15 protein-coding genes are annotated in these 24392 nt (G+C 35.3%); 8 read left to right on the top strand and 7 right to left on the bottom strand.

Annotation, left to right across the window (positions count from 1 at the left end):
* Window positions 1–10: 10 nt before the first annotated feature.
* Together F0460_RS01935 and F0460_RS01930 are read right to left on the bottom strand one after the other, a co-directional pair.
* Window positions 11–5293, bottom strand: coding sequence for a T9SS type B sorting domain-containing protein (locus tag F0460_RS01935; RefSeq protein ID WP_190304066.1), 5283 nt, complete (start codon window positions 5291–5293; stop codon window positions 11–13).
* Between the two features lie 251 nt (window positions 5294–5544).
* Window positions 5545–10932, bottom strand: coding sequence for a T9SS type B sorting domain-containing protein (locus tag F0460_RS01930; protein ID WP_150009714.1), 5388 nt, complete (start codon window positions 10930–10932; stop codon window positions 5545–5547).
* A gap of 303 nt (window positions 10933–11235) precedes the next feature.
* Here F0460_RS01930 and folE point away from each other — a divergent pair, with 303 nt between their 5' ends.
* The 4 genes from folE to lgt are packed head-to-tail and all read left to right on the top strand — an operon-like array spanning window position 11236 to window position 14603.
* On the top strand, window positions 11236–11877 hold the full coding sequence (gene folE, locus F0460_RS01925; RefSeq protein WP_397361803.1) for a GTP cyclohydrolase I FolE: 642 nt from the start codon (window positions 11236–11238) through the stop codon (window positions 11875–11877).
* Between the two features lie 39 nt (window positions 11878–11916).
* Complete coding sequence (gene cysS / locus F0460_RS01920) at window positions 11917–13383, top strand: cysteine--tRNA ligase (protein ID WP_150009710.1); 1467 nt, start codon at window positions 11917–11919, stop codon at window positions 13381–13383.
* Between the two features lie 53 nt (window positions 13384–13436).
* Complete coding sequence (gene yidD, locus F0460_RS01915) at window positions 13437–13667, top strand: membrane protein insertion efficiency factor YidD (protein ID WP_124900319.1); 231 nt, start codon at window positions 13437–13439, stop codon at window positions 13665–13667.
* Between the two features lie 18 nt (window positions 13668–13685).
* Complete coding sequence (lgt, locus tag F0460_RS01910; RefSeq protein ID WP_150009708.1) at window positions 13686–14603, top strand: prolipoprotein diacylglyceryl transferase; 918 nt, start codon at window positions 13686–13688, stop codon at window positions 14601–14603.
* A gap of 51 nt (window positions 14604–14654) precedes the next feature.
* Here lgt and F0460_RS01905 read toward each other — a convergent pair whose 3' ends face one another.
* Window positions 14655–15146, bottom strand: coding sequence for a hypothetical protein (locus tag F0460_RS01905; protein WP_223810744.1), 492 nt, complete (start codon window positions 15144–15146; stop codon window positions 14655–14657).
* 159 nt (window positions 15147–15305) lie between these two features.
* On the opposite strand from F0460_RS01905, the gene F0460_RS01900 reads away from it, so the two are divergent.
* Window positions 15306–16406, top strand: coding sequence for an MBL fold metallo-hydrolase (locus F0460_RS01900; RefSeq protein WP_150009926.1), 1101 nt, complete (start codon window positions 15306–15308; stop codon window positions 16404–16406).
* Window positions 16407–16526: 120 nt separating this feature from the next.
* On the opposite strand, the gene F0460_RS01895 is transcribed toward F0460_RS01900, so the two are convergent.
* Both F0460_RS01895 and F0460_RS01890 read right to left on the bottom strand, forming a co-directional pair.
* Window positions 16527–17282 (bottom strand): META domain-containing protein, encoded by a 756-nt coding sequence (locus F0460_RS01895; RefSeq protein ID WP_190304065.1) that lies wholly within the window; start codon window positions 17280–17282, stop codon window positions 16527–16529.
* A 56-nt stretch (window positions 17283–17338) separates the two neighbouring features.
* Window positions 17339–17689 carry a 4Fe-4S dicluster domain-containing protein gene (locus tag F0460_RS01890; RefSeq protein WP_150009702.1) on the bottom strand — a complete coding sequence of 117 codons (351 nt, stop codon included), beginning with the start codon at window positions 17687–17689 and terminating at the stop codon, window positions 17339–17341.
* A gap of 72 nt (window positions 17690–17761) precedes the next feature.
* Here F0460_RS01890 and F0460_RS01885 point away from each other — a divergent pair, with 72 nt between their 5' ends.
* From F0460_RS01885 to F0460_RS01875, 3 genes are all read left to right on the top strand, one after another.
* On the top strand, window positions 17762–18820 hold the full coding sequence (locus F0460_RS01885; protein WP_150009700.1) for an acyl-CoA reductase: 1059 nt from the start codon (window positions 17762–17764) through the stop codon (window positions 18818–18820).
* Window positions 18821–18835: 15 nt separating this feature from the next.
* Entirely contained in the window at window positions 18836–19345 is a 510-nt protein-coding gene (locus F0460_RS01880; protein WP_150009698.1) for a hypothetical protein, read from the top strand.
* Between the two features lie 254 nt (window positions 19346–19599).
* Window positions 19600–20760: a TIR domain-containing protein gene (locus F0460_RS01875; protein ID WP_150009696.1), complete on the top strand. Its 1161-nt coding sequence runs from the start codon at window positions 19600–19602 to the stop codon at window positions 20758–20760.
* A 200-nt stretch (window positions 20761–20960) separates the two neighbouring features.
* Here F0460_RS01875 and F0460_RS01870 read toward each other — a convergent pair whose 3' ends face one another.
* Window positions 20961–22355 (bottom strand): DHA2 family efflux MFS transporter permease subunit, encoded by a 1395-nt coding sequence (locus tag F0460_RS01870; RefSeq protein WP_150009694.1) that lies wholly within the window; start codon window positions 22353–22355, stop codon window positions 20961–20963.
* 264 nt (window positions 22356–22619) lie between these two features.
* Complete coding sequence (locus F0460_RS01865) at window positions 22620–24263, bottom strand: acyl-CoA carboxylase subunit beta (RefSeq protein ID WP_150009692.1); 1644 nt, start codon at window positions 24261–24263, stop codon at window positions 22620–22622.
* Window positions 24264–24392 lie beyond the last annotated feature (129 nt).

Here is a 24392-nt window from a genome sequence, read left to right as displayed (position 1 = left end):
TAACAGGTGGTTATCGTTTTAATGAGAAGTGACCTGTTAATTCTTTGTTTAATCCTGTTTTTGGATCTATATACTCTGCCTTGAACCAGTAGTCGGTTGATGGTAATGGTTGGCCGTTGAAGGTTCCGTCCCATCCTGCGCCTGCAGGGCTTAACTGTTTTATCAGTTTTCCAAAGCGGTCAAAGATATAAATCTTCGTATCTGGCTGATTCTTTAACGACCAGATATTCCATGTATCGTTATAACCGTCGTTATTCGGTGTAAAGAATTTAGGATAATCCATTACCGTGATTACTTTACTTGACTCACATGACAAAGCATCTTTTGCACGTACGTAAACTGTATGCTCTCCTGGGGTTACATTTAAGAATATGTTTGAATCCTGCCATGCGCCGTTATCTAACTTATATTCTAATAATACCCCTGCTCCTGCATAAGCCATTACTTCGATTGCATTAGTGTCGCCAAAACTGTCGGTTAACTTCACTTCATCAATTGTAATACTTGTTGCTTGTTGTACTACCGCACTACGTGTAGTAGTACATCCGTTAGTACCTGTTACTGTTACTGTGTAAGTTCCAGGCGTTCTAACATATAATCTGCGTCCACCGTCTAGTACATCAGCATCATTTGCTCCTAAAGCCCCTCCGTTTTTAGTCCATATAAAGGTATAGTTTACATCTAAAGGAATACCGGTTTCTAAATAATGACCTGTGATTAATCTTTGCGAATCGCGGTACTCGTAACAAATTACTCCGTCTACTAGTGGTTTTACTTCCGGAGCATCTTTTAAACGTACAGTAAATTCAACACTACTAGTACATAAGATAGCCGGATTATTATTACGAACTATGGCACGTATTACTTCTCCATTATATACTTGCACACTATTTGCAGGGTTTGGTATCGATGTTCTATCCCAACGCTCATATGTTACTACTAAATCTGGCGTTAATGGTTGGTTTCCTATAATTTCAGTGTCTAATACTGTTAAATCTATTAACGATACACCGTCGTTTACATAATCTGTTTCACAGAACTCTGTATCACTTGGGGTAAATGCATATACTGCTTGTTCTATCTGTAAAGCGAAACTTGCAACATCAAAACATCCTGTATCTTTATTCTCTACACGCACCCAGATTACCTGTTGTCTTGCAGTGGTATTCATGTATGTATAAGGAAGCGGGTTTACATTGTCTTCTGCGTTTGCCTGACTTAAGAAATATCGTACTATGAAATCTGCCGGGTTGCCTCCTGCCACTGCTTCTAAATCTTTATCATGTAAATTAAATGTTGTGAAATCTACAGGAGTATCCATACAAGCTAACAGTGCTGTCATTGGTCCTACTGTTGGCCATGGATTCACTATCAATTCTAAAGGCACAACTACATAACATCTCTGATTGGTATCGGTAAATGAATTTTCTACACGCACATAAACTGTTGAGCTGCCGCTAAAGAAATTTGTAGGTGTATTGATAAAACTTATATCACTAGGCCCAATATGTGCCCCTACTTCAGAAACATAGTAACTATATGTATAGTTTGAAAAGTTACTTAAATTAGGTTGCGCTAAAGTTAAATCGAATGTTGCCATTCCTGATCCTAATGTTTCTTCACACAGTTCCAGTGGTGTTGGTGTCATGTTTGGCTCCGGCAATGGCAATACACGTACTGTTAATGACACAATACTTCTACATCCATATTGGTTTACTACTGCTACATAAACTGTTTGTGGATTTACTGTATTATAGAACTGTTTTGGGTTACCTATGTTATTAAATCCGTTTTGTGCATCCTGTTCTGTTCGGTAGTAAGTTACTACGGCTCCAAATGGTGGCTGTCCTCCAAATATCTGCTGCTCTCTTACAGTTAAATCAATTTCCATTTTACCATCGTTTGGTAGTTCTGTATCACACAATACAATTGGTAATGGCTGGCTTAATACCAATGGTGCATTAACTTCTATTACAAAGCTCATTATTCGTGCACAACTTCCCGGTTTTGAAGTATCTTCTATACGTACCCAGATTGTTTGAGGGTTTACCGTATTTTGGAACTGCGTTGGACTTACAATCCAGTTGATATTACTACTAGCTAAAGCTTGTGTAGTAAAGTAACGGATTTGATAGGTACCTTGAGTTGTTTGCGCTGCCAATAATAAAGGATTTTGAACTGTTAGATCAAAAACTCCCAAGCCGTCTTGTGTTCCTCCTAAGGTATCACATACTGTTACTTTTGGTAAACTTGCAGGTAATTTTGGAGGGACTACCAATTGGAATGAAATTGGGTACACAGAAGAACATCCTGACACTGGATCTTGGATTCTGATCCAAATAGTTGAATTTCCTGGCGTTAAATTGTTATATGCTACTGGGTTTGAAATAATATTGATGTTATTCTCTGCATCTGACTTTGTTTCAAAAAACTGGAATGTATAATTTTGACCGGTTGCATCTACTAATGCTTTTCCGTATAAATAGATATTGATGGTTCCAAAACCTGAATCGCTACAAATAACATACGGGGTACTTGGTAAAATAATTACTGGGTTTGCTTTTACTTCTAATTTTAAAGTACTCACAACATAACAGTCTGAACTTGCATTAAACACACGTACATAAATGGTTTGTACGTTAGCAGATACATTTTGGTATTGGTTTGCTAATGGGTTTGCTCCCGTTTGGGCATCGGCATTAGTATAATGGAATGTTACATCCAATCCTTGCTGTGTTCCAACAATACCTGCTTTTAAACTTGCTAAATCAAATATCTCGAAGCCGTTACCGTCTGTATCACATTTGTAATAAGTTGGTAATGGATTAGCTACTACAGGCATTGCTATTAATTCTAAATCTATTCTGTTTATCGCAAAACACCCTGTTACATTATCGGTTACACGAACAAACACTACTTTTGAAACATTCGTTGAAAAACTTGTCGGGTTACCAATAACACCTGTTCCTGCCATCGCTGCTGATGAACTTATGTGATAAGTTATTGTATAGTTCGCCGCATTTAAGCCAGTTAACATTACAGATTCTTTACTACGTAAGTTTACCATCTCTACTCCATCGTTATTGATATCACATACTTTTAAACTGCGAATCGGGGTGATTGACGGAGTTTTATTCACTTTCAACAACAACGTTACTGTATTATAACAACTTGAATTAGTAAAACCTACACGTACATATATTGTTTGCTGGTCTTTTACTTTGTTGATGTATACTCCTGTGTTAACAATAGCATTTACATTTGCATCTGCATCGTTTTGTGTTTCATGGAACGTAACTACTGAATTTGCAGGCATCGGATTTCCTGCAATCAATACACGGGTTACATCTAAATTGAACTCACCGAAACCGTCATTGTTTAAATCACAATAGGTTAACGGCGCCAAACTGTTTGCAGTTGGCGTATTGATAATTTGTAACTGCAAAGGAACTACCTTGAAACAATCTCCATCTAAATTACGTACACGTACATATATAGTACCTGCAGCTCCCGTATAATTCACAGGCAACATTAAAGCAGTATTTCCTAAAAGAGCATCCTGCTGGGTGCTGTAAAATTCTAAAGATACACCTACAGCACTTACTGGTACAGTAGTATAAGCTATATTCAGATTAAAATCCGCCAAACCTGTATTACCTTTTTCACATGCTGTCACAGGTAAAATATTCGTTTGAGTTAATGGTAACAGATTTCTGAATAAATAAAAAGATGTTACCCCAAATGACAACGGATTAGTGTTACTTGTTACACGTACCCAAATACGCTGACCATTAGTACCGTTATAAGTTGCAAGATTACCCGCAGGTATAGGGCTTTGATTAGTGTCTGCATCCGGTTTACTTAAATGATAACTTACCGTATAACCTGCAGCATTATTGTATACTAAAGGTGTCTGTACTGTTAAGTCAAATGTCTGAACACTTTCCCCTTCACAGATCGATAAGTCTGCCAGTGGATTTAATGCTAATGTACAATTCAGGAAACTCAATGTAAACGATGCTATATAAGGACATGGATTATTCAACTCATACGCACGAACCCAAATTGTTACAGGCGTTACTGCATTGTTTGCTAAAGTATACAAATCAGGTATCGAATTGGTATCATTCTGCGCATCCTGTTGGCTTGTATAAAAACTATATAAAATATTTGGATTTGTTGTTTTACCAACTAAAGCATCTTTTAAATCAAAACGGGTCGTAGCTCCTGCACTAGGACATACTGACAAATTCTGGGGTGCTAATATACTTACATAATCGAAAAACTCTACTCGTACTGGGTTTGCTGTAAAATCACAATTTACATTAGGAACAAAAGCTTTTACATAATAATCACCTGTTGTAGTAACTACTAAGTTTGGGCCGGTTTGTCCAGGAATCTTTATTCCGTCTTTAAACCATTCGAAAGTAAATAATAATGGATCTAAACCTGCTTCTAATGTATAGCTATCACCTACACATAAACCATTTCCTTCTCCAATTAACACAGGATCTCCTAAATCTAAATTACCTATATTAAAACTTCCTCCTTCAATAAATACGGATGAATCAAGAGCTGCATCTCCTCTGTCCTGAATAACCATTTTTATATGGTATTTTGTAAAAGGAACCACGGGAGATTGAGCCGTCATTTTTACTGTTTGCCCATTAAAATTTATGGCATTAGTAGTACTACCTGCATTGTAACTTCCAAAAAACTGCTGATTAACAGAAGCACAATTTGCATTATTGACAGCGTCTCGTATTGTTACAACAGAAATAGGGTCAGTAGTATTTGGCACTAATGCTAGATTTGTAGTAGTATTAGCAACTGTATTTGTTAGAAAAAATGCAAATGCATCTGAAAAATCACATTGGTAAGTACCATACTCTTCAGAAGCAAAGATAAAATTAAAACTCATGTCCGCAGTAAAAGGCACAAAATCAAATTCTAATATCGTTGCATTGTGATATCTATCTGTATTTCCCAACACATTATTCATATAAGTTGTTAGCTGGGGATCATGAGGCCATGAATCTTGAGTACCACTACTTGAACCTCCATTTAAACCACGTGGTCCTGGGGCATCAATAGCTTTTCCTGTGCTAAGTACGATACCATCAGCCATATCAAAAGCTGGATTGGTATTTTGAAAATAACCAATACCATTTGATTGATCCCCTGTTGGAAAACTATTTCCTGTTGACCAGCTTATATTGGTAATTTGTGCACAAGGCGTTTTAATTAAAACATCTCTTACTAGCTGATCTACCGTATAAGTTGTTGTACTCACAGTTATAGGTTGACTAAAACCATACAAGCAAATGAATAGAAAAAGTACCGTAAACCAACTAGTTCTTTTTAAATGTAAATTCCTTTTCATATTTTAGAATATAAATTTCACACAAATATTCTTTTTAGAATATTTTCAGTGCAATATACATCATTACATTTTAAAATTAATAAAATTTTATGAAAATATTTAAAACGTAAAAAGAGGAAGCAGTTGCTTCCTCTTTTGTTTGGTTATTATCTAACAGGTGGTTATCGTTTTAATGAGAAGTGACCTGTTAATTCTTTGTTTAATCCTGTTTTTGGATCTATATACTCTGCCTTGAACCAGTAGTCGGTTGATGGTAATGGTTGGCCGTTGAAGGTTCCGTCCCATCCTGCGCCTGCAGGGCTTAACTGTTTTATCAGTTTTCCAAAGCGGTCAAAGATATAAATCTTCGTATCTGGCTGATTCTTTAACGACCAGATATTCCATGTATCGTTATAACCGTCGTTATTCGGTGTAAAGAATTTAGGATAATCCATTACCGTGATTACTTTACTTGACTCACATGACAAAGCATCTTTTGCACGTACGTAAACTGTATGCTCTCCTGGGGTTACATTTAAGAATATGTTTGAATCCTGCCATGCGCCGTTATCTAACTTATATTCTAATAATACCCCTGCTCCTGCATAAGCCATTACTTCGATTGCATTAGTGTCGCCAAAACTGTCGGTTAACTTCACTTCATCAATTGTAATACTTGTTGCTTGTTGTACTACCGCACTACGTGTAGTAGTACATCCGTTAGTACCTGTTACTGTTACTGTGTAAGTTCCAGGCGTTCTAACATATAATCTGCGTCCACCGTCTAGTACATCAGCATCATTTGCTCCTAAAGCCCCTCCGTTTTTAGTCCATATAAAGGTATAGTTTACATCTAAAGGAATACCGGTTTCTAAATAATGACCTGTGATTAATCTTTGCGAATCGCGGTACTCGTAACAAATTACTCCGTCTACTAGTGGTTTTACTTCCGGAGCATCTTTTAAACGTACAGTAAATTCAACACTACTAGTACATAAGATAGCCGGATTATTATTACGAACTATGGCACGTATTACTTCTCCATTATATACTTGCACACTATTTGCAGGGTTTGGTATCGATGTTCTATCCCAACGCTCATATGTTACTACTAAATCTGGCGTTAATGGTTGGTTTCCTATAATTTCAGTGTCTAATACTGTTAAATCTATTAACGATACACCGTCGTTTACATAATCTGTTTCACAGAACTCTGTATCACTTGGGGTAAATGCATATACTGCTTGTTCTATCTGTAAAGCGAAACTTGCAACATCAAAACATCCTGTATCTTTATTCTCTACACGCACCCAGATTACCTGTTGTCTTGCAGTGGTATTCATGTATGTATAAGGAAGCGGGTTTACATTGTCTTCTGCGTTTGCCTGACTTAAGAAATATCGTACTATGAAATCTGCCGGGTTGCCTCCTGCCACTGCTTCTAAATCTTTATCATGTAAATTAAATGTTGTGAAATCTACAGGAGTATCCATACAAGCTAACAGTGCTGTCATTGGTCCTACTGTTGGCCATGGATTCACTATCAATTCTAAAGGCACAACTACATAACATCTCTGATTGGTATCGGTAAATGAATTTTCTACACGCACATAAACTGTTGAGCTGCCGCTAAAGAAATTTGTAGGTGTATTGATAAAACTTATATCACTAGGCCCAATATGTGCCCCTACTTCAGAAACATAGTAACTATATGTATAGTTTGAAAAGTTACTTAAATTAGGTTGCGCTAAAGTTAAATCGAATGTTGCCATTCCTGATCCTAATGTTTCTTCACACAGTTCCAGTGGTGTTGGTGTCATGTTTGGCTCCGGCAATGGCAATACACGTACTGTTAATGACACAATACTTCTACATCCATATTGGTTTACTACTGCTACATAAACTGTTTGTGGATTTACTGTATTATAGAACTGTTTTGGGTTACCTATGTTATTAAATCCGTTTTGTGCATCCTGTTCTGTTCGGTAGTAAGTTACTACGGCTCCAAATGGTGGCTGTCCTCCAAATATCTGCTGCTCTCTTACAGTTAAATCAATTTCCATTTTACCATCGTTTGGTAGTTCTGTATCACACAATACAATTGGTAATGGCTGGCTTAATACCAATGGTGCATTAACTTCTATTACAAAGCTCATTATTCGTGCACAACTTCCCGGTTTTGAAGTATCTTCTATACGTACCCAGATTGTTTGAGGGTTTACCGTATTTTGGAACTGCGTTGGACTTACAATCCAGTTGATATTACTACTAGCTAAAGCTTGTGTAGTAAAGTAACGGATTTGATAGGTACCTTGAGTTGTTTGCGCTGCCAATAATAAAGGATTTTGAACTGTTAGATCAAAAACTCCCAAGCCGTCTTGTGTTCCTCCTAAGGTATCACATACTGTTACTTTTGGTAAACTTGCAGGTAATTTTGGAGGGACTACCAATTGGAATGAAATTGGGTACACAGAAGAACATCCTGACACTGGATCTTGGATTCTGATCCAAATAGTTGAATTTCCTGGCGTTAAATTGTTATATGCTACTGGGTTTGAAATAATATTGATGTTATTCTCTGCATCTGACTTTGTTTCAAAAAACTGGAATGTATAATTTTGACCGGTTGCATCTACTAATGCTTTTCCGTATAAATAGATATTGATGGTTCCAAAACCTGAATCGCTACAAATAACATACGGGGTACTTGGTAAAATAATTACTGGGTTTGCTTTTACTTCTAATTTTAAAGTACTCACAACATAACAGTCTGAACTTGCATTAAACACACGTACATAAATGGTTTGTACGTTAGCAGATACATTTTGGTATTGGTTTGCTAATGGGTTTGCTCCCGTTTGGGCATCGGCATTAGTATAATGGAATGTTACATCCAATCCTTGCTGTGTTCCAACAATACCTGCTTTTAAACTTGCTAAATCAAATATCTCGAAGCCGTTACCGTCTGTATCACATTTGTAATAAGTTGGTAATGGATTAGCTACTACAGGCATTGCTATTAATTCTAAATCTATTCTGTTTATCGCAAAACACCCTGTTACATTATCGGTTACACGAACAAACACTACTTTTGAAACATTCGTTGAAAAACTTGTCGGGTTACCAATAACACCTGTTCCTGCCATCGCTGCTGATGAACTTATGTGATAAGTTATTGTATAGTTCGCCGCATTTAAGCCAGTTAACATTACAGATTCTTTACTACGTAAGTTTACCATCTCTACTCCATCGTTATTGATATCACATACTTTTAAACTGCGAATCGGGGTGATTGACGGAGTTTTATTCACTTTCAACAACAACGTTACTGTATTATAACAACTTGAATTAGTAAAACCTACACGTACATATATTGTTTGCTGGTCTTTTACTTTGTTGATGTATACTCCTGTGTTAACAATAGCATTTACATTTGCATCTGCATCGTTTTGTGTTTCATGGAACGTAACTACTGAATTTGCAGGCATCGGATTTCCTGCAATCAATACACGGGTTACATCTAAATTGAACTCACCGAAACCGTCATTGTTTAAATCACAATAGGTTAACGGCGCCAAACTGTTTGCAGTTGGCGTATTGATAATTTGTAACTGCAAAGGAACTACCTTGAAACAATCTCCATCTAAATTACGTACACGTACATATATAGTACCTGCAGCTCCCGTATAATTCACAGGCAACATTAAAGCAGTATTTCCTAAAAGAGCATCCTGCTGGGTGCTGTAAAATTCTAAAGATACACCTACAGCACTTACTGGTACAGTAGTATAAGCTATATTCAGATTAAAATCCGCCAAACCTGTATTACCTTTTTCACATGCTGTCACAGGTAAAATATTCGTTTGAGTTAATGGTAACAGATTTCTGAATAAATAAAAAGATGTTACCCCAAATGACAACGGATTAGTGTTACTTGTTACACGTACCCAAATACGCTGACCATTAGTACCGTTATAAGTTGCAAGATTACCCGCAGGTATAGGGCTTTGATTAGTGTCTGCATCCGGTTTACTTAAATGATAACTTACCGTATAACCTGCAGCATTATTGTATACTAAAGGTGTCTGTACTGTTAAGTCAAATGTCTGAACACTTTCCCCTTCACAGATCGATAAGTCTGCCAGTGGATTTAATGCTAATGTACAATTCAGGAAACTCAATGTAAACGATGCTATATAAGGACATGGATTATTCAACTCATACGCACGAACCCAAATTGTTACAGGCGTTACTGCATTGTTTGCTAAAGTATACAAATCAGGTATCGAATTGGTATCATTCTGCGCATCCTGTTGGCTTGTATAAAAACTATATAAAATATTTGGATTTGTTGTTTTACCAACTAAAGCATCTTTTAAATCAAAACGGGTCGTAGCTCCTGCACTAGGACATACTGACAAATTCTGGGGTGCTAATATACTTACATAATCGAAAAACTCTACTCGTACTGGATCCGATTCCATTATACAACTTGTTACAGTCGGTATGAATGCCTTTACATGATAATCACCTGTTGTAGTAACTACTAAGTTTGGGCCGGTTTGTCCAGGAATCTTTATTCCGTCTTTAAACCATTCGAAAGTAAACAAAATTGGATCTAAGCCTGATTCTAATGTATGAGTATCACCTACGCATAAGCCATCACCCGCACCAATTAACACAGGATCTCCTAAATCTAAATTACCAATATCGAAACTTCCTGCTTTGAAAAAAGCAGCACTACTATGAGAATCATTTGGACAAAAGTCAACAACAGCTAATTTAATCGTATACTTTCTACCAACAATAACATTTGCTGTTAATGAAGTCATAGGTACTGTATGCCCAATATAGTTGATCGGAGCAGATAGAGCCGGAACCGTTGATGGAGCAGCATACACATTTCCCATGAACTGCGGATTAATACTTGCACAAGTCCCCCCTGACTTGGTAACATCCCGAACTGTATTAATAGAAATTGGGTCAGTAGTATTTGGCACTAATGCTAAATTTTGCCCTATTCCAGTAGTAGTATCAATTAACCACGCTGCAAACATAGCTCCATTTGCACACCACTCACCACATTGATTATGATAACTATTTGAAGCAAATAAATAATCAAAAGTAACACTACTTTGAACCGGAATAAAGTCAAACTGCAACTGAGTCGATCTATAAGTAGGTTGTGAACCCCCACCAGCATCATTAATAGCATCATTCAAATCCTTATCGCCCCCCCAACGTTGGCCATTTACTCCGGTAGTCCCTCTAAGCGAAGGTCCTGGTATTTCCTGCGGGGAATCCGTACATAAAACCACCCCGTCTTCAAACGGAAAAGTCGAACCATTTTTATTGAAATACGCTAAATTGTAAAATTGCTGTGCTTGTACCGAACCATCTCCATTTTGATACTTTACATTAGATACCAAATCACATTTTGATCGAACCAAGACATTCTTAACAAGATTATCTGCTGTATAAGTAGGATCAACAGAAACATAATTGTACTGCTGACTGAACCCTAAAATACCAGTTAACAAAAACAGTATTAATAAATATTTGTTTCTCATAGTTAGTTAATATAAATTTTTATGAGTTAAATAAAGCATAAAACGCCTTAAGTTTAAAAAGCGAAATTTACATAAAATTAAGAAACTATTAAGTTTTTTTTGTAAAAAAATTTAAACAACTTAAACTTTAACACATAAGGGTTATATACACGTATATATAATGTAGATATAATAAGGACATATTAACTAATGAAATTGCTAATAAAAACAGTTTATTTAGTGCATTTCATTATATTTGCACCTTATTATTTTTTAAATAAATACTATTAAATTATGTGTAAATCAGACGCGTTACACGAAGATATGGGTGACAACCATATAGGAACAAGCGATTATACGCCGTTAAAAGCTGATGCTTTTTCTATTTCTGACGATGAAAAAATCGAATTGATCAAAAAAGATGTCGAAAATATATTGAACACTTTGGGTATGGATCTAACAGACGACAGTTTAAAAGGCACTCCAAACCGTGTGGCTAAAATGTTTGTTAAGGAAATTTTTGGGGGATTAAATCCTGCTAAAAAACCTTCTTCATCAACTTTTGACAATAAATATAAGTATAATGAAATGTTGGTTGAAAAAAACATTGTGGTTTATTCAACCTGTGAACATCACTTATTACCTATAGTTGGTCGTGCACATGTGGCATATATATCAAACGGAAAAGTAGTTGGTTTATCTAAAATGAACCGAATTGTAGATTATTATGCAAAACGTCCGCAGGTACAAGAGCGTTTAACTATTCAAATTGTTGAAGAGTTAAAACGTGTATTGGGAACCGATGATGTTGCCTGTGTAATTGATGCCAAACATTTATGTGTAAATTCTCGTGGAATTCGCGATATTGAAAGTTCAACTGTTACTGCAGAGTTCAGCGGAGCTTTTAAAAACGATGTTACCCGCAGAGAATTTTTGGATTACATTAAATTAGATACACAGTTTTAGTTTAACGCGAATTTGCTAATTCGCAATTGCGCAACAATTATGAAATCAAACCTAAAAATATACAATTCCTTAACGGGAGAGAAAGAGCTTTTTAAACCTTTACACGAAGAAAAAGTAGGAATGTACGTTTGCGGACCTACTGTTTATAGCAACGTGCATTTGGGAAATGTGCGTACGTTTCTTTCGTTTGATTTTATTTTCAGAAGCCTTCAGTATCTAGGTTTCAAAGTGCGTTATGTAAGAAACATTACCGATGCTGGACATTTAACCGATGATGGCGATGTGAATAACGACCGTTTTGTAAAACAATCTCGTTTAGAGAAGTTGGAACCAATGGAAATTGTTCAGAAATATACGGTTGATTTTCATAACGTATTAAAGTTGTTCAACCTGCTTCCTCCTACTATCGAACCAACTGCAACCGGTCATATTATCGAGCAATTAGAGCTTACTCAAAAACTGATCGATAAAGGTTTTGCTTATGAAAGTAACGGTTCGGTTTATTTTGATGTGTTAGAATATAACAAACGTGGTTTGAATTACGGCGAACTTTCGCGTAGAAATATCGAAGAACTTTTTGAAAACACCCGCGATTTAGACGGACAAAATGAAAAGAAGAATCCGCAGGATTTTGCTTTGTGGAAAAAAGCTTCTCCGCAACATATCATGCGTTGGTCGTCTCCTTGGGGCGATGGTTTTCCGGGTTGGCATTTAGAATGTACGGCAATGAGCACAAAATATTTGGGCGATCAGTTTGATATTCACGGCGGCGGAATGGATTTAAAATTCCCGCACCACGAATGTGAGATCGCACAAGGAAAAGCTTGTAATGGCACATCGCCTGTTAAATATTGGATGCACGCAAACATGTTGACCATGAACGGACAACGTATGAGCAAATCTACCGGAAACTACATTTTACCGATGCAGTTAATCACTGGTGAAAACGATTTCTTTGAAAAACCTTTTACACCAGGCGTATTACGTTTCTGTTTTTTACAGGCACATTACCGTAGTGTTTTAGATATATCGAACGAAGCAATGTTGGCATCTGAAAAAGGTTTTGATAGATTGATGGATGCGATAAAATCACTTGCAGATTTAAACACGTCGGCAACATCAACCTTTAATTTATCAGAATGGAAACAGAAATGTTTAGATGCTTTATTGGATGATTTTAATAGTCCGATTTTAATTGCAACGATTTTTGAAGCAGTTAAATTCATTAATTCTGTTAAAGAAAACAAAGCAACAATTTCGGCAGCCGATTTAGATCTTTTAAAAGAAACATTAAACGCTTTGGTTTTTGATGTGTTGGGATTATACGCAAGTGAAAACACCAACAATAACGCTAAATTAGAAGAAGTTGTAAATATGTTAATCAACATGCGCAATTTGGCTCGTGCAAACAAAGATTTCGCCCAGTCCGATCTAATTCGCGACCAGTTGGCAGCAATCGGTATCGAACTAAAAGACGCAAAAGACGGCACAACTTTTACACTATAATTTTTTACAAAAAAAAGCTACTTAAACGGTATCTTTTTTTATCTTTGATACTTATGGAACAACTCAAAAAAATCCTAATTTTTCCCTTTGTTGTACTAATACGTTTTTATCAGCTGGTAATTTCGCCCTTAACACCGCCGTCGTGCAGGTTCACTCCTACATGTTCGCATTACACGTTAGAAGCGTTAAAAAAACACGGCTTGTTTAAAGGCAGTTGGTTAGGCATAAAACGCATTGCAAAATGTCATCCGTGGGGAAAATCGGGTTACGATCCTGTTCCTTAAAAACTAAAAATATTTTATATGATCTGGAATCCTTCCGAAGGAATTACCATTGCAGGTTTTACCTTACGTTTTTACAGCTTAATGTTTGTTATTGCATTTGCATTGGGTTATTATATTATGAAAAAAGTGTACGAACGTGAAAACCGTTCGCAAGACGAATTAGACAAACTTTTTTTTTACACTTTTATTGCCACATTGTTAGGTGCCCGTTTAGGTCACGTTTTCTTCTACGATTGGGATTATTATCAAAATCATTTATCGGAAATTTTACTACCGTTTAGATTAAATCCGTTTGAATTTACAGGTTTTGCAGGATTGGCAAGTCATGGTGCAGCTGTCGGAATTCTTTTAGCGATGTTCTATTACAGCAGAATGATCAAAAAGCCTTTTTTATGGATTTTAGACCGTGTGGTTTTATCGATAACGATTGGCGGTGTTTTTGTTCGATTTGGAAACTTTTTCAATTCTGAAATTTATGGTCATATTGCTGATAAATCGATGCCTTTCGGAGTGAAATTTATACGCGAAGAAGAATTTTGGCAAACACAGAATCTTTTAGGAATAACACAGGCTGCCAATAAAAATGAAGCTTACAAACTGATACAAACCGATCCTAGATTTTCAACGATATTAGAAGCCATTCCGTTTCGTCACCCAACACAATTATACGAAGCATTCGGATACGTAATTTTATTCATCGTTTTAATGTTTATGTATTGGAAAACAGACGCACGCAACTATTTAGGAAAAATTTTCGGAGTATTTTTAGTTTTCTTATGGCTGATTCGTTTTGTGGTTGAATACGTTAAAGAAAGCCAAGGCGGATTTGAATCTTCATTGGGATTATTATCAACAGGTCAGTGGTTAAGTATTCCGTTTATAATTGCCGGAATTTACATTTGGGCAACTGCCAAAAACAGACCCGTAACATATTAAACCTTTTGTTCTAAAATACATGAAAAAGTCAAGCTTAAAGCCTTGACTTTTTTAATACGCTCTATTTCCTTTTATAGTTAATGTATGAGGCGTTTTTATCGATGGGCAACAACGTCCGTCCGTTTCCGCATATTCTAATTTCGTAACATGTATTTTACCATCGCGTATCGTATCAAATGCGAATAAATATTCAGGATCATAACCAGCTATTACTTTCACGTTTTGTCCGGTATTTTGATACAAACTTAATCCTTGACTAATAATTGCATTACCGCCATCTTTCGGAACCAAATTAAAATAAATAGCAACATCTTCTACTCCATCGCCCGTAAAATCACCTACATTCGGAATCTGTAAATCAATCCCAGCATCAGAGTTTTCAGCCAAAATAGTTGGCAAATAAGCATCAAACTGTTTCATTGCCAATTGCACAGCTTCTTGTGTAGAAATAGTCTTTTGCTGTACAGTTTTCTTCTCAAAATCAACTGAATCTGAATCTTTAGTTATACTTTTTATTTGTTTTTTTTCAATTGATTTATCCATACAACTACAAAACATTAAACAACAAACAATAACGAGTACATTTTTCATAATCACTTTTATTTAAAGATATAACGATGCGTTAAAAATTCAGAGATATTTAACATTACTTTCCTAAAAAATTTCGACATTCGTTGCATGAAAATAAAACGAAAAAAATTAATGACAGGTACGCTTATATTTATTGGGCTTATAATTGTAGGCACTCTTATTTTTCTGCAACATCCGCTGTTCGGAAAAGAGCCTTCGGGCGATCGTTTGGAACGAATTAAAAAATCGAAAAACTATAAAGACGGTCAGTTTCAAAATTTATCAAACACACCTGCTCTTTCAGAAGACACTAATTATTACAGTGTTATGAAAGAACTGCTATTTTCTAAAATTGAACACACCAAACCAACCGACAGCATTCCTTGTGTTAATACGAATTTGTTAGAAAAAACCATTGATGAAGATTTTATGGTTTGGTTTGGGCATTCGTCTTACTACATGAAAATCGATGGACAATCGTTTTTAATTGATCCGGTTTTAAGCAAAAATGCATCGCCTTTATATGGAACTAACACCGCCTTCGCTGGTGCCGACCTATTTACTTGTGAAGCTCTTCCTAAAATTGATGTTTTAATTTTAACGCACGATCATTACGATCATTTAGATTATTCTTCTTTTAAGAATATTAAAGATAAAGTAAGTAAAATTATTTGTCCGTTGGGTGTCGGCGAACATTTAGAATATTGGGGATTTCCGAAAGAAAACATTACCGAATTAGATTGGTATGAAGATACGTCTGTAACCGACTCTATAAAAATAATAGCAACGCCAGCACGCCATTTTTCGGGCAGAAGTTTTAAACGAAACACCACTTTATGGGCATCGTACGTGTTGCAGACTAAAAATTTGAAGTTGTATTTAGGCGGCGATAGTGGTTACGATACCCATTTTAAAGAGATCGGCACAAAATACGGTCCGTTTGATTTAGCGATTTTAGAAAACGGACAGTACGACAAAAAATGGAAATACATTCACATGATGCCCGAAGAAGTTGTACAGGCAAGCAACGATTTACAGGCAAAAAGATTTTTCCCGGTACACAGTTCTAAATTTAAACTGGCAAACCATCCGTGGAAAGAACCTTTGGAACGCGTAAGTCTTGCAAGTACAAAACAAACCACATCACAATTAATTACTCCTAAAATTGGCGAGGTAATTTACTTAAACCAACAAGATCAGGTTTTTGAAAAATGGTGGGAACAGGTTAACTAACATAATAAAAAAAGTCGCTTTGAAAGCGACTTTTTTTCATTTCAGACTTAATCTGAAAACTTAATATTTTTGTATGAGAAGCTGAACCAAGTTCAGCTTGACAAAACAGGAAATCTTTACTTATTCATACTGTTGAACCAATTCCATTATTTTCTTTTCTTTTTCTAATAAAATCAAACGAGTTCCTTCTAATTTATAATGTGTAACTTTTTCTAAAGCATCGGTAAAAATCTTTTCGTTTACGCCGTCGCAAAACATTTTAGTAGATGTAATGTGGTTAAACTTCATGGTATTTTGGAACATCAACAATTGTCCGTTAATCGCATTACAAGCACTATTTCCTGAAAATACTGGCTGATTGATATCGATCTTAATAAAAGGCTTTTTGTACGGATACAAATCGGCAGCTTTAATTTTTCCGACATAAATCTTATCCAAATACCAGTTTCCGTTTAAAGTTACCTTATGAAATTTCATTTCACCGGTTTCAGACTTTAAAATCAATACATTATTTTTTAATTCGTACGATTTTACATGTGTAAGACTACTCTTAAAATCTTCACTCTTCACTTTATTACACGCCATCATGGTCGAAATAAAATCGGTAGGAAAACTAATTTCCTGATTTTTCTTTAACACAGCCTTTCCGTTAATTCTGTTGCAGCCATCGTATCCGTAAACCGTTAAATTTTCGGCACTTTCAAAAGTCAGCGTTGGCAAGCCCTCTTTAAAATCTTTCGACAAATCTTTACTAAAACTCGCATTAGCAAGTTCCCAGTTTCCGTTTAACAGTGTTTGATCTTCTTTAATTTCTTTCTTTGCGGCACACGAAACAATAAGTGTTGTTGCAGCTAAAAGTAAAAATATCTTTTTCATATACATTTTAATTTCGATAAAAATAAAAAAAGCTCCGCAAAACGCGAAGCTTTTAACTATTCGTTATGTAAAAAAGCTTGTCTTTCTAATAAAAGCTCTTCGCTTTCCACATGGTCATCGTCTGGCACGCAACAATCAACCGGACAAACGGCTGCACATTGCGGCTCTTCGTGAAAACCTTTACATTCGGTACATTTTCCCGGAACAATGTAATAAATATCGTCAGAAATCGGTGTTTGCGCGTCATCAGAATCAATTTCCGTTCCATCTGGCAAAACAATTTTTCCGCTTAATTTTGTACCGTCTTTCCAGCGCCAGTCATCGGCACCTTCATAAATTGCTGTATTTGGGCATTCTGGTTCACATGCGCCGCAATTTATGCATTCATCGGTTATTATAATTGCCATAGCAAGTATTTTTATTTAATTAATGTAACTTTGTACAAAAGTACTGCATAAACAATTTACAAACAAATCTATATGATTTTAGAAGATAAAAAAGACGCATTTGTACAGTTAGGTGCGTTTTTAAAACAGTTTACCCAACAACCTTACCAGCAAAACCCGAGTGTGTTGTTTAATGATGTGTTTTTTGAGCCTTTTGTTTCGATGATAGATCAATTGCACGAAAGCAACAGCTGGTTTAAGCGCGAACAGTTGCATTTTGCTTTTAAATCATGGAGCGATGCTTTAACAAACGATAATTTAACCAAATGGTTGTCTGCATACAATTTAACCGAAGATAAATTAAAAACGATTGGATTAATATTGGCAGGAAACATACCAATGGTAGGTTTTCACGATATTTTATCAGTTTTACTGTCAGGAAATAAAGCGTTGATTAAACTTTCATCGAACGATAAATTGTTGATTCCTGTTCTTTTGAATTACATTAGCATGGTTGAACCACAATTTAAAGATCGCTACGAAATCACAAAAGATAAATTGGAAAATTTTGATGCCGTAATTGCTACAGGAAGCGACAATACGGCTCGTTATTTTAATTATTATTTTGGGAAATATCCAAACATTATCCGTAAAAACCGAAATTCGGTTGCTATATTAAATGGTAGCGAATCGAAAGAAGATTTAATGGCTTTGGGCGAAGATATTTTTAGATATTACGGTTTGGGTTGCAGAAATGTATCGAAACTTTTTGTTCCGAAAGATTATAATTTCGACAACTTTTTTGGAGGTTTATTTCAGTTTAAAGATGTTTTAGATGATGATAAATACACCAATAATTACGATTATAACAAGGCTGTTTTTTTAATGAGTAATTTTAAATTGTTAGACAACGGTTTCTTTACAATTAAAGAAGATGCGTCTTACGCTTCGCCAATTTCGTCTGCTTTTTATGAATATTATACGGATATAAATGAGGTTAATGAGAAATTAAAAGCCGATGCTGACAAGATTCAATGTATTGTTTCTAATGATTTAGTATCGAACAGCATTGCTTTTGGATCTACCCAAAAACCTGAACTTTGGGATTATGCAGATAATGTTGACACAATTGATTTTTTATTATCTTTATAAAAAATTTATAAAAAAATGATGGATCAAATTCAGCAGATTGTAAATCAGCTAACAGAGAAAGAAGTAGTGGGCAACAACAACATTTCTAACAATTTGGCAGGTGATGTAGCTAAAGAAACAGGTAGTTCTTTAATGGAAGGATTGCAAAATGCAGTTTCGGGCGGTAACATGGGCGAGTTGATGAATATGTTTAGCGGAAGCGATGCAAATTCGTTAACATCAAACCCAATTGTTAAAAGTATTATTGAATCGTTGACATCTAAATTAGGCGCAAATGTTGGTTTAGATGCAGGTACATCGGGCAGTTTTGCAAGCAGTATTATCCCACAGATTTTAAGCATGATTATGGGCAAAGCTAAAAGTGGTGATTTCAACATTACCGATATTTTAGGATCGTTAACTGGTGGAAATGCAACTGCAATGTTAGACCAAAACGGCGACGGTAAATTAGGTATCGATGATGCTTTAAGTGCAGTTAAAAACGGTAACCTTGGAGACCTTTTAGGCGGATTTTTTAAGAAGTAATATTTATTTAGATAAAAGAGAATAGATGAAAGACGAAAGATTGATATCTATATGTTTTATCTAAAAGTATAATTAAAAAGCTCAACATAATGTTGGGCTTTTTTTGTCCATATATTTAAAAATTATGCGCAATTACAGCAAATGCATCGCATAAAAAACTGCCTTCTATGGTTATACGAAGTTTTTGTATAAAAAAAGAATAATTGCGTATATTTGAGTGTTAGCTGTAATTTCAAAAAACTCTACAATAAAATATGTTTGACAAAATATTTATTAGTTATGCAAAAGAAGATTTAATTTTTGCTGATAAATTATATGATTTTTTAGAAAATTATGGATTTAAGCCTTGGTTAGATAAACGAAAGTTATTACCTGGACAATTATGGAAATTAGAAATTCAAAAAGCACTAAAAGATGCAAACTATGTAATTCTTCTTTTATCTGAAATATCCGTTCAAAAAAGAGGATATGTACAAAGAGAATTTAAATATGCTTTAGAATATTTTGAAGAAAAATTAGAAGATGATATCTATTTAATTCCAATTAAAATTAATAAATGTGAAGCTCCTGAAAGTCTCTCTAAATTTCAATGGATAGAATTCAAAGATACAGAAACGTTTGAGCAAATTCTTCAATCATTAAAAATACAGCAAGAAAAGTATCTTTCATACGAGAGAAAGAAAATTGGTTGTAATGAAAAATATGAGACAGAGGAACTTACAAATGTTGAAAAAATAAATGCTAAATTTTTTACTGGTGAAATTACAACTGCGAAAATTAATTTTAAAGACACAACAAATAATTCATTAATTGAGATAAATAATATAATAAATGGTGAAATATCTGAATATATTGTTAACTCTCGTAGAACTATTTTTGATCATGACTTTGAAAATGAAATTGGACAAGAGCTGGATAATTGGAGTTTTGATACTTCAATAAGTTCAAATTTTACGAATTCAAAAATTGCAAGTTTGATCCAAAATTTTTATGAATATACTGGTGGAGCTCATGGTAATTATGGTGTTGTTGGATTAAACTTTTATCTAAATCCTACAATCAAAATTGAACTTCAAAGTTTATTTAAATATGAAGATCAAGAAAATATACTAAAATTCATTTCAAATTATTGCTTAGAAGATATTTGTAGAAATCATATTGAAGATGAAAGCGAGATAGAAAAATATAAAACAAGTAGTGAATCCTCATTCTTTGAAAATTCTTTAGATTCGAATTGGGAGAATTTTGAAAATTTTTTAATTTCGAAAAATTCAATTGATATAATTTTTAACCCATATCAAATTTTACCCTATGCATTTGGAGCACCAATTGTTTCAATTCCTATAGAGAAGATATTGGAAAAGCTTCAATTTAAATCGAAAATCGAAAATCTTATTACAGCTATTGACTCCTAAATAAAGAAACTACAGCTAACAAGGGTTTGACAAGATTGCGAATTTTGTAGTAAATACACGTTTACATTTCGCAAGAAATTTTATCTTTAACAGAAAATAATCGGTCCCGAACTTCGCAACCTCGCCAAGCGCCGGAACGTTAGCTGTAATTTTACAGAATTTATCTATAAAAAAACTCAACGTAATGTTGGGCTTTTTTGTTACCCCGACATTTTCTCGCCATCACCTTTTTTAAGTTTGGTAAACGTTAAGCTTGATAATGCCGTTAAAACCGCCAATGTTATTAAGGTTAAATGAAAAGCAGTTACTAAATCGCCGTGGTAAAAATCCATTTTGTCTTTATAGAAAGCTAAAACCAACGCCGCAATAGATATTCCAAAACTTATAGATAATTGTTGCATAATTGCCAGCAAACTATTTCCGCCACTTGCCTGATCGTCGTTTAAATCAGCTAACGAAATGGTGTTCATCGCCGTCATTTGTATCGATGTAAATGCTCCGTAAGCAATCATCAGCAAAATATAATACATTAGCGGTGTCTCTTTTTGCATAAAACTAAAAACAAAGATAATTACTGCTAAAAACAAGGTGTTGCTTATTAAAATGTTTCGATAACCGAAATGCCTTACCAAACGAACAATCCATGGTTTTATTGCAATAGTTGTTAATGCCGATGGCAACAGCATCATTCCTGCCTTTGAAGCCGAAAAACCAAAGCCAACCTGCATCATTAACGGCAACAGAAATGGCAATCCGCTTATTCCGAAACGGGTAATTAAACTGCCCAATAAACCAATTCGTAGTGTTCTTATTTTAAAAAGATTTAAGTCAATAATTGGTTTTGGTGTTTTTTTGAAATGTTTGTAATACAAGACAAACAATAAAACTGCTGCTGCAACCAATCCTAAAACCAACGAATAATGATCGATACCCACGCTGCTTACTTCTAACGCAAAGGTTACAAATACCAATGCCGTGCTAAAATAGATCAAGCCTAAAATATCAAATTTACCAACGGTATTTTTAAAGTTCGGCATAATTTTGAAGGCTAAAATAATTCCTACAACACCTACAGGTAGATTTACTAAAAAGATCCAATGCCAAGAGAAGTTATCAGATAAAAATCCGCCTAAACTTGGACCAACAACCAAACCTAACAAACCCGGAATGGTAATATAATTCATAATTTTTAATAATTGATTTCTTGGATACTGATATAAAATCGCCAATCGGGCAATGGGAACCATCATAGATCCGCCGATAGCCTGAAGAATGCGTGATAAATTCAATGTAAGCAGATCGACAGATATCGCACAAAAGAAAGATCCTAACGTAAATAAAAACACTGCAAACATAAACATTCGTTTGGTTCCGAATTTATCCGAAAGCCAACCCGAAAGCGGTATAAACAACGCCAACGTTAGCGTATAACTTACAATTACCGACTGCATTTCTAACGGCGAATAATTCATATCGGCAGCGATGCTTGGTAATGATGTATTAAGTATGGTACCGTCTAACGACTGCATAAACATGGCTACGGCGGCAACCAACGGCAGGTATTTTTCGTAAGGCGATGAATCTTCTTTTATCATATCTAAAGAATCTATCTAATATTATAGATTTATTTAAGTTTGTCATTCCGAACTTGATTCGGAATCTCAAAAGTATGAAATGTATTATGGGAAGCTGAATCAAGTTCAGCTTGACACGTGTTATTGTTATTGCGCAATTGAAAGATTCTTTCTTTTAAATTGATAAAGATTCTTCACTTCGTTCAGAATGACACACAAATTGCAATTTTACTGTAACATGACAGATTAAAAAAGTCTGCTTTTCAGCAGACTTAATTTATAAATTTATACTTGAATAACACCTAAATTAAACTGTTTTTCAATTGGTGCGTGGTTCGCTGCTTCAATTCCCATAGAAATCCATTTGCGGGTATCTAACGGATCAATAATAGCATCAGTCCATAAACGAGCTGCTGCGTAGTAAGGCGATGTTTGCGCATCGTATTTTGCCTTGATTTTATCGAACAATTCTGCTTCTTTTTCCGGAGTTAACTCCTCACCTTTTGCTTTTAATGATGATGCTTCGATCTGTAATAAAACTTTTGCTGCCTGTGCGCCACCCATTACCGCTAATTCTGCACTTGGCCAAGCCAAAAAGAAACGTGGATCATACGCTTTTCCGCACATTGCATAATTTCCTGCACCGTAAGAATTTCCCATAATAATGGTAAATTTAGGCACAACAGAATTACTTACTGCATTCACCATTTTAGCTCCGTCTTTAATGATACCGCCGTGTTCAGATTTAGATCCAACCATAAAACCGGTAACATCTTGCAAGAAAACTAACGGAATTTTCTTTTGATTACAGTTTGCAATGAAACGAGTCGCTTTATCGGCAGAATCGGAATAAATTACACCACCAAACTGCATTTCGCTCGGCTTGGTTTTCGCTCCGGTAGTTTTCACCACTTTACGCTGATTGGCAACAATACCAACTGCCCAACCGTCAATGCGCGCATAACCGGTAATAATTGTTTGTCCGTAACCTGCTTTGTATTCATCGAATTCAGAATCATCAACCAAACGTTTAATGATTTCCATAGTATCGTACTGTTCCCCGCGAGATTTTGGCAAAATTCCGTAAATTTCGTTTGGATCTAATGCCGGTTTTTTAGAATCAATTCTGTTAAATCCTGCTTTATCAAAATCACCCATTTTACCAACAATGTTACGAATGGTCTCTAAACAATCTTTATCGTCTTTTGATTTATAATCGGTAACACCTGAAATTTCGGTATGTGTTGTAGCACCACCCAACGTTTCATTATCAATAGATTCGCCAATTGCTGCTTTTACCAAATAAGATCCTGCTAAAAAGATCGATCCCGTTTTATCAACAATCAATGCTTCATCACTCATAATCGGCAAATAAGCTCCACCGGCAACACAACTTCCCATTACGGCTGCAATCTGGGTAATTCCCATAGACGACATAATGGCATTGTTACGGAAAATACGTCCGAAATTTTCTTTATCCGGAAAAATTTCATCTTGCATTGGCAGATAAACTCCGGCAGAATCAACCAAATAAATAATAGGCAAACGGTTTTCAATGGAAATTTCCTGCGCACGCAGATTCTTTTTTCCTGTAATTGGGAACCATGCACCAGCTTTCACAGTAGCATCATTTGCAACAACAATTACCTGTTTGCCATTAACGTAGCCGATTTTCACCACAACGCCGCCCGATGGACAACCGCCGTGTTCCTGATACATACCATCGCCAACAAAAGCACCGATTTCGATTGATTTAGAATCTTTATCAAACAAAAAATCAATACGCTCGCGAGCGGTCATCTTTCCTTGTTCGTGTAATTTTGCGATTCTTTTTTCGCCTCCGCCCAGTTTAACTTTGGCAAATTTTTCTTTTAATTCTGATAACAGTAATTTATTATGATCTTCGTTTTTATTGAAGTTTAAATCCATTTCGCGATAAAATTTCGTTTAAGTTCTTTGAATTCTGCTAAAATACAAATATTCCTGCTAATTTAGAGAAACGGCTTTTGAAAAAATTTTACACTAAAACATAAACTTAATGTTAAGTTAACATTAGAA

Source organism: Paenimyroides baculatum, assembly GCF_008629655.1.
Classification (GTDB): domain Bacteria; phylum Bacteroidota; class Bacteroidia; order Flavobacteriales; family Flavobacteriaceae; genus Flavobacterium; species Flavobacterium baculatum.
The sequence above is the reverse complement of the archived record's forward strand: the minus strand, read 5'-3'. Positions and strand labels throughout refer to the sequence as shown.

Excerpts from the sequence above, each read along its gene's own strand:
- cysS (WP_150009710.1), top strand. The coding sequence starts at position 11,917 with ATGAAATCAAACCTAAAAATATACAATTCCTTAACGGGAGAGAAAGAG.
- F0460_RS01930 (WP_150009714.1), bottom strand. The coding sequence starts at position 10,932 with ATGAGAAACAAATATTTATTAATACTGTTTTTGTTAACTGGTATTTTA.
- F0460_RS01900 (WP_150009926.1), top strand. The coding sequence starts at position 15,306 with ATGACAGGTACGCTTATATTTATTGGGCTTATAATTGTAGGCACTCTT.
- F0460_RS01875 (WP_150009696.1), top strand. The coding sequence starts at position 19,600 with ATGTTTGACAAAATATTTATTAGTTATGCAAAAGAAGATTTAATTTTT.
- yidD (WP_124900319.1), top strand. The coding sequence starts at position 13,437 with ATGGAACAACTCAAAAAAATCCTAATTTTTCCCTTTGTTGTACTAATA.
- F0460_RS01895 (WP_190304065.1), bottom strand. The coding sequence starts at position 17,282 with ATGAAAAAGATATTTTTACTTTTAGCTGCAACAACACTTATTGTTTCG.
- F0460_RS01870 (WP_150009694.1), bottom strand. The coding sequence starts at position 22,355 with ATGATAAAAGAAGATTCATCGCCTTACGAAAAATACCTGCCGTTGGTT.
- F0460_RS01880 (WP_150009698.1), top strand. The coding sequence starts at position 18,836 with ATGATGGATCAAATTCAGCAGATTGTAAATCAGCTAACAGAGAAAGAA.
- folE (WP_397361803.1), top strand. The coding sequence starts at position 11,236 with ATGGGTGACAACCATATAGGAACAAGCGATTATACGCCGTTAAAAGCT.
- lgt (WP_150009708.1), top strand. The coding sequence starts at position 13,686 with ATGATCTGGAATCCTTCCGAAGGAATTACCATTGCAGGTTTTACCTTA.
- F0460_RS01890 (WP_150009702.1), bottom strand. The coding sequence starts at position 17,689 with ATGGCAATTATAATAACCGATGAATGCATAAATTGCGGCGCATGTGAA.
- F0460_RS01885 (WP_150009700.1), top strand. The coding sequence starts at position 17,762 with ATGATTTTAGAAGATAAAAAAGACGCATTTGTACAGTTAGGTGCGTTT.
- F0460_RS01865 (WP_150009692.1), bottom strand. The coding sequence starts at position 24,263 with ATGGATTTAAACTTCAATAAAAACGAAGATCATAATAAATTACTGTTA.
- F0460_RS01905 (WP_223810744.1), bottom strand. The coding sequence starts at position 15,146 with ATGGATAAATCAATTGAAAAAAAACAAATAAAAAGTATAACTAAAGAT.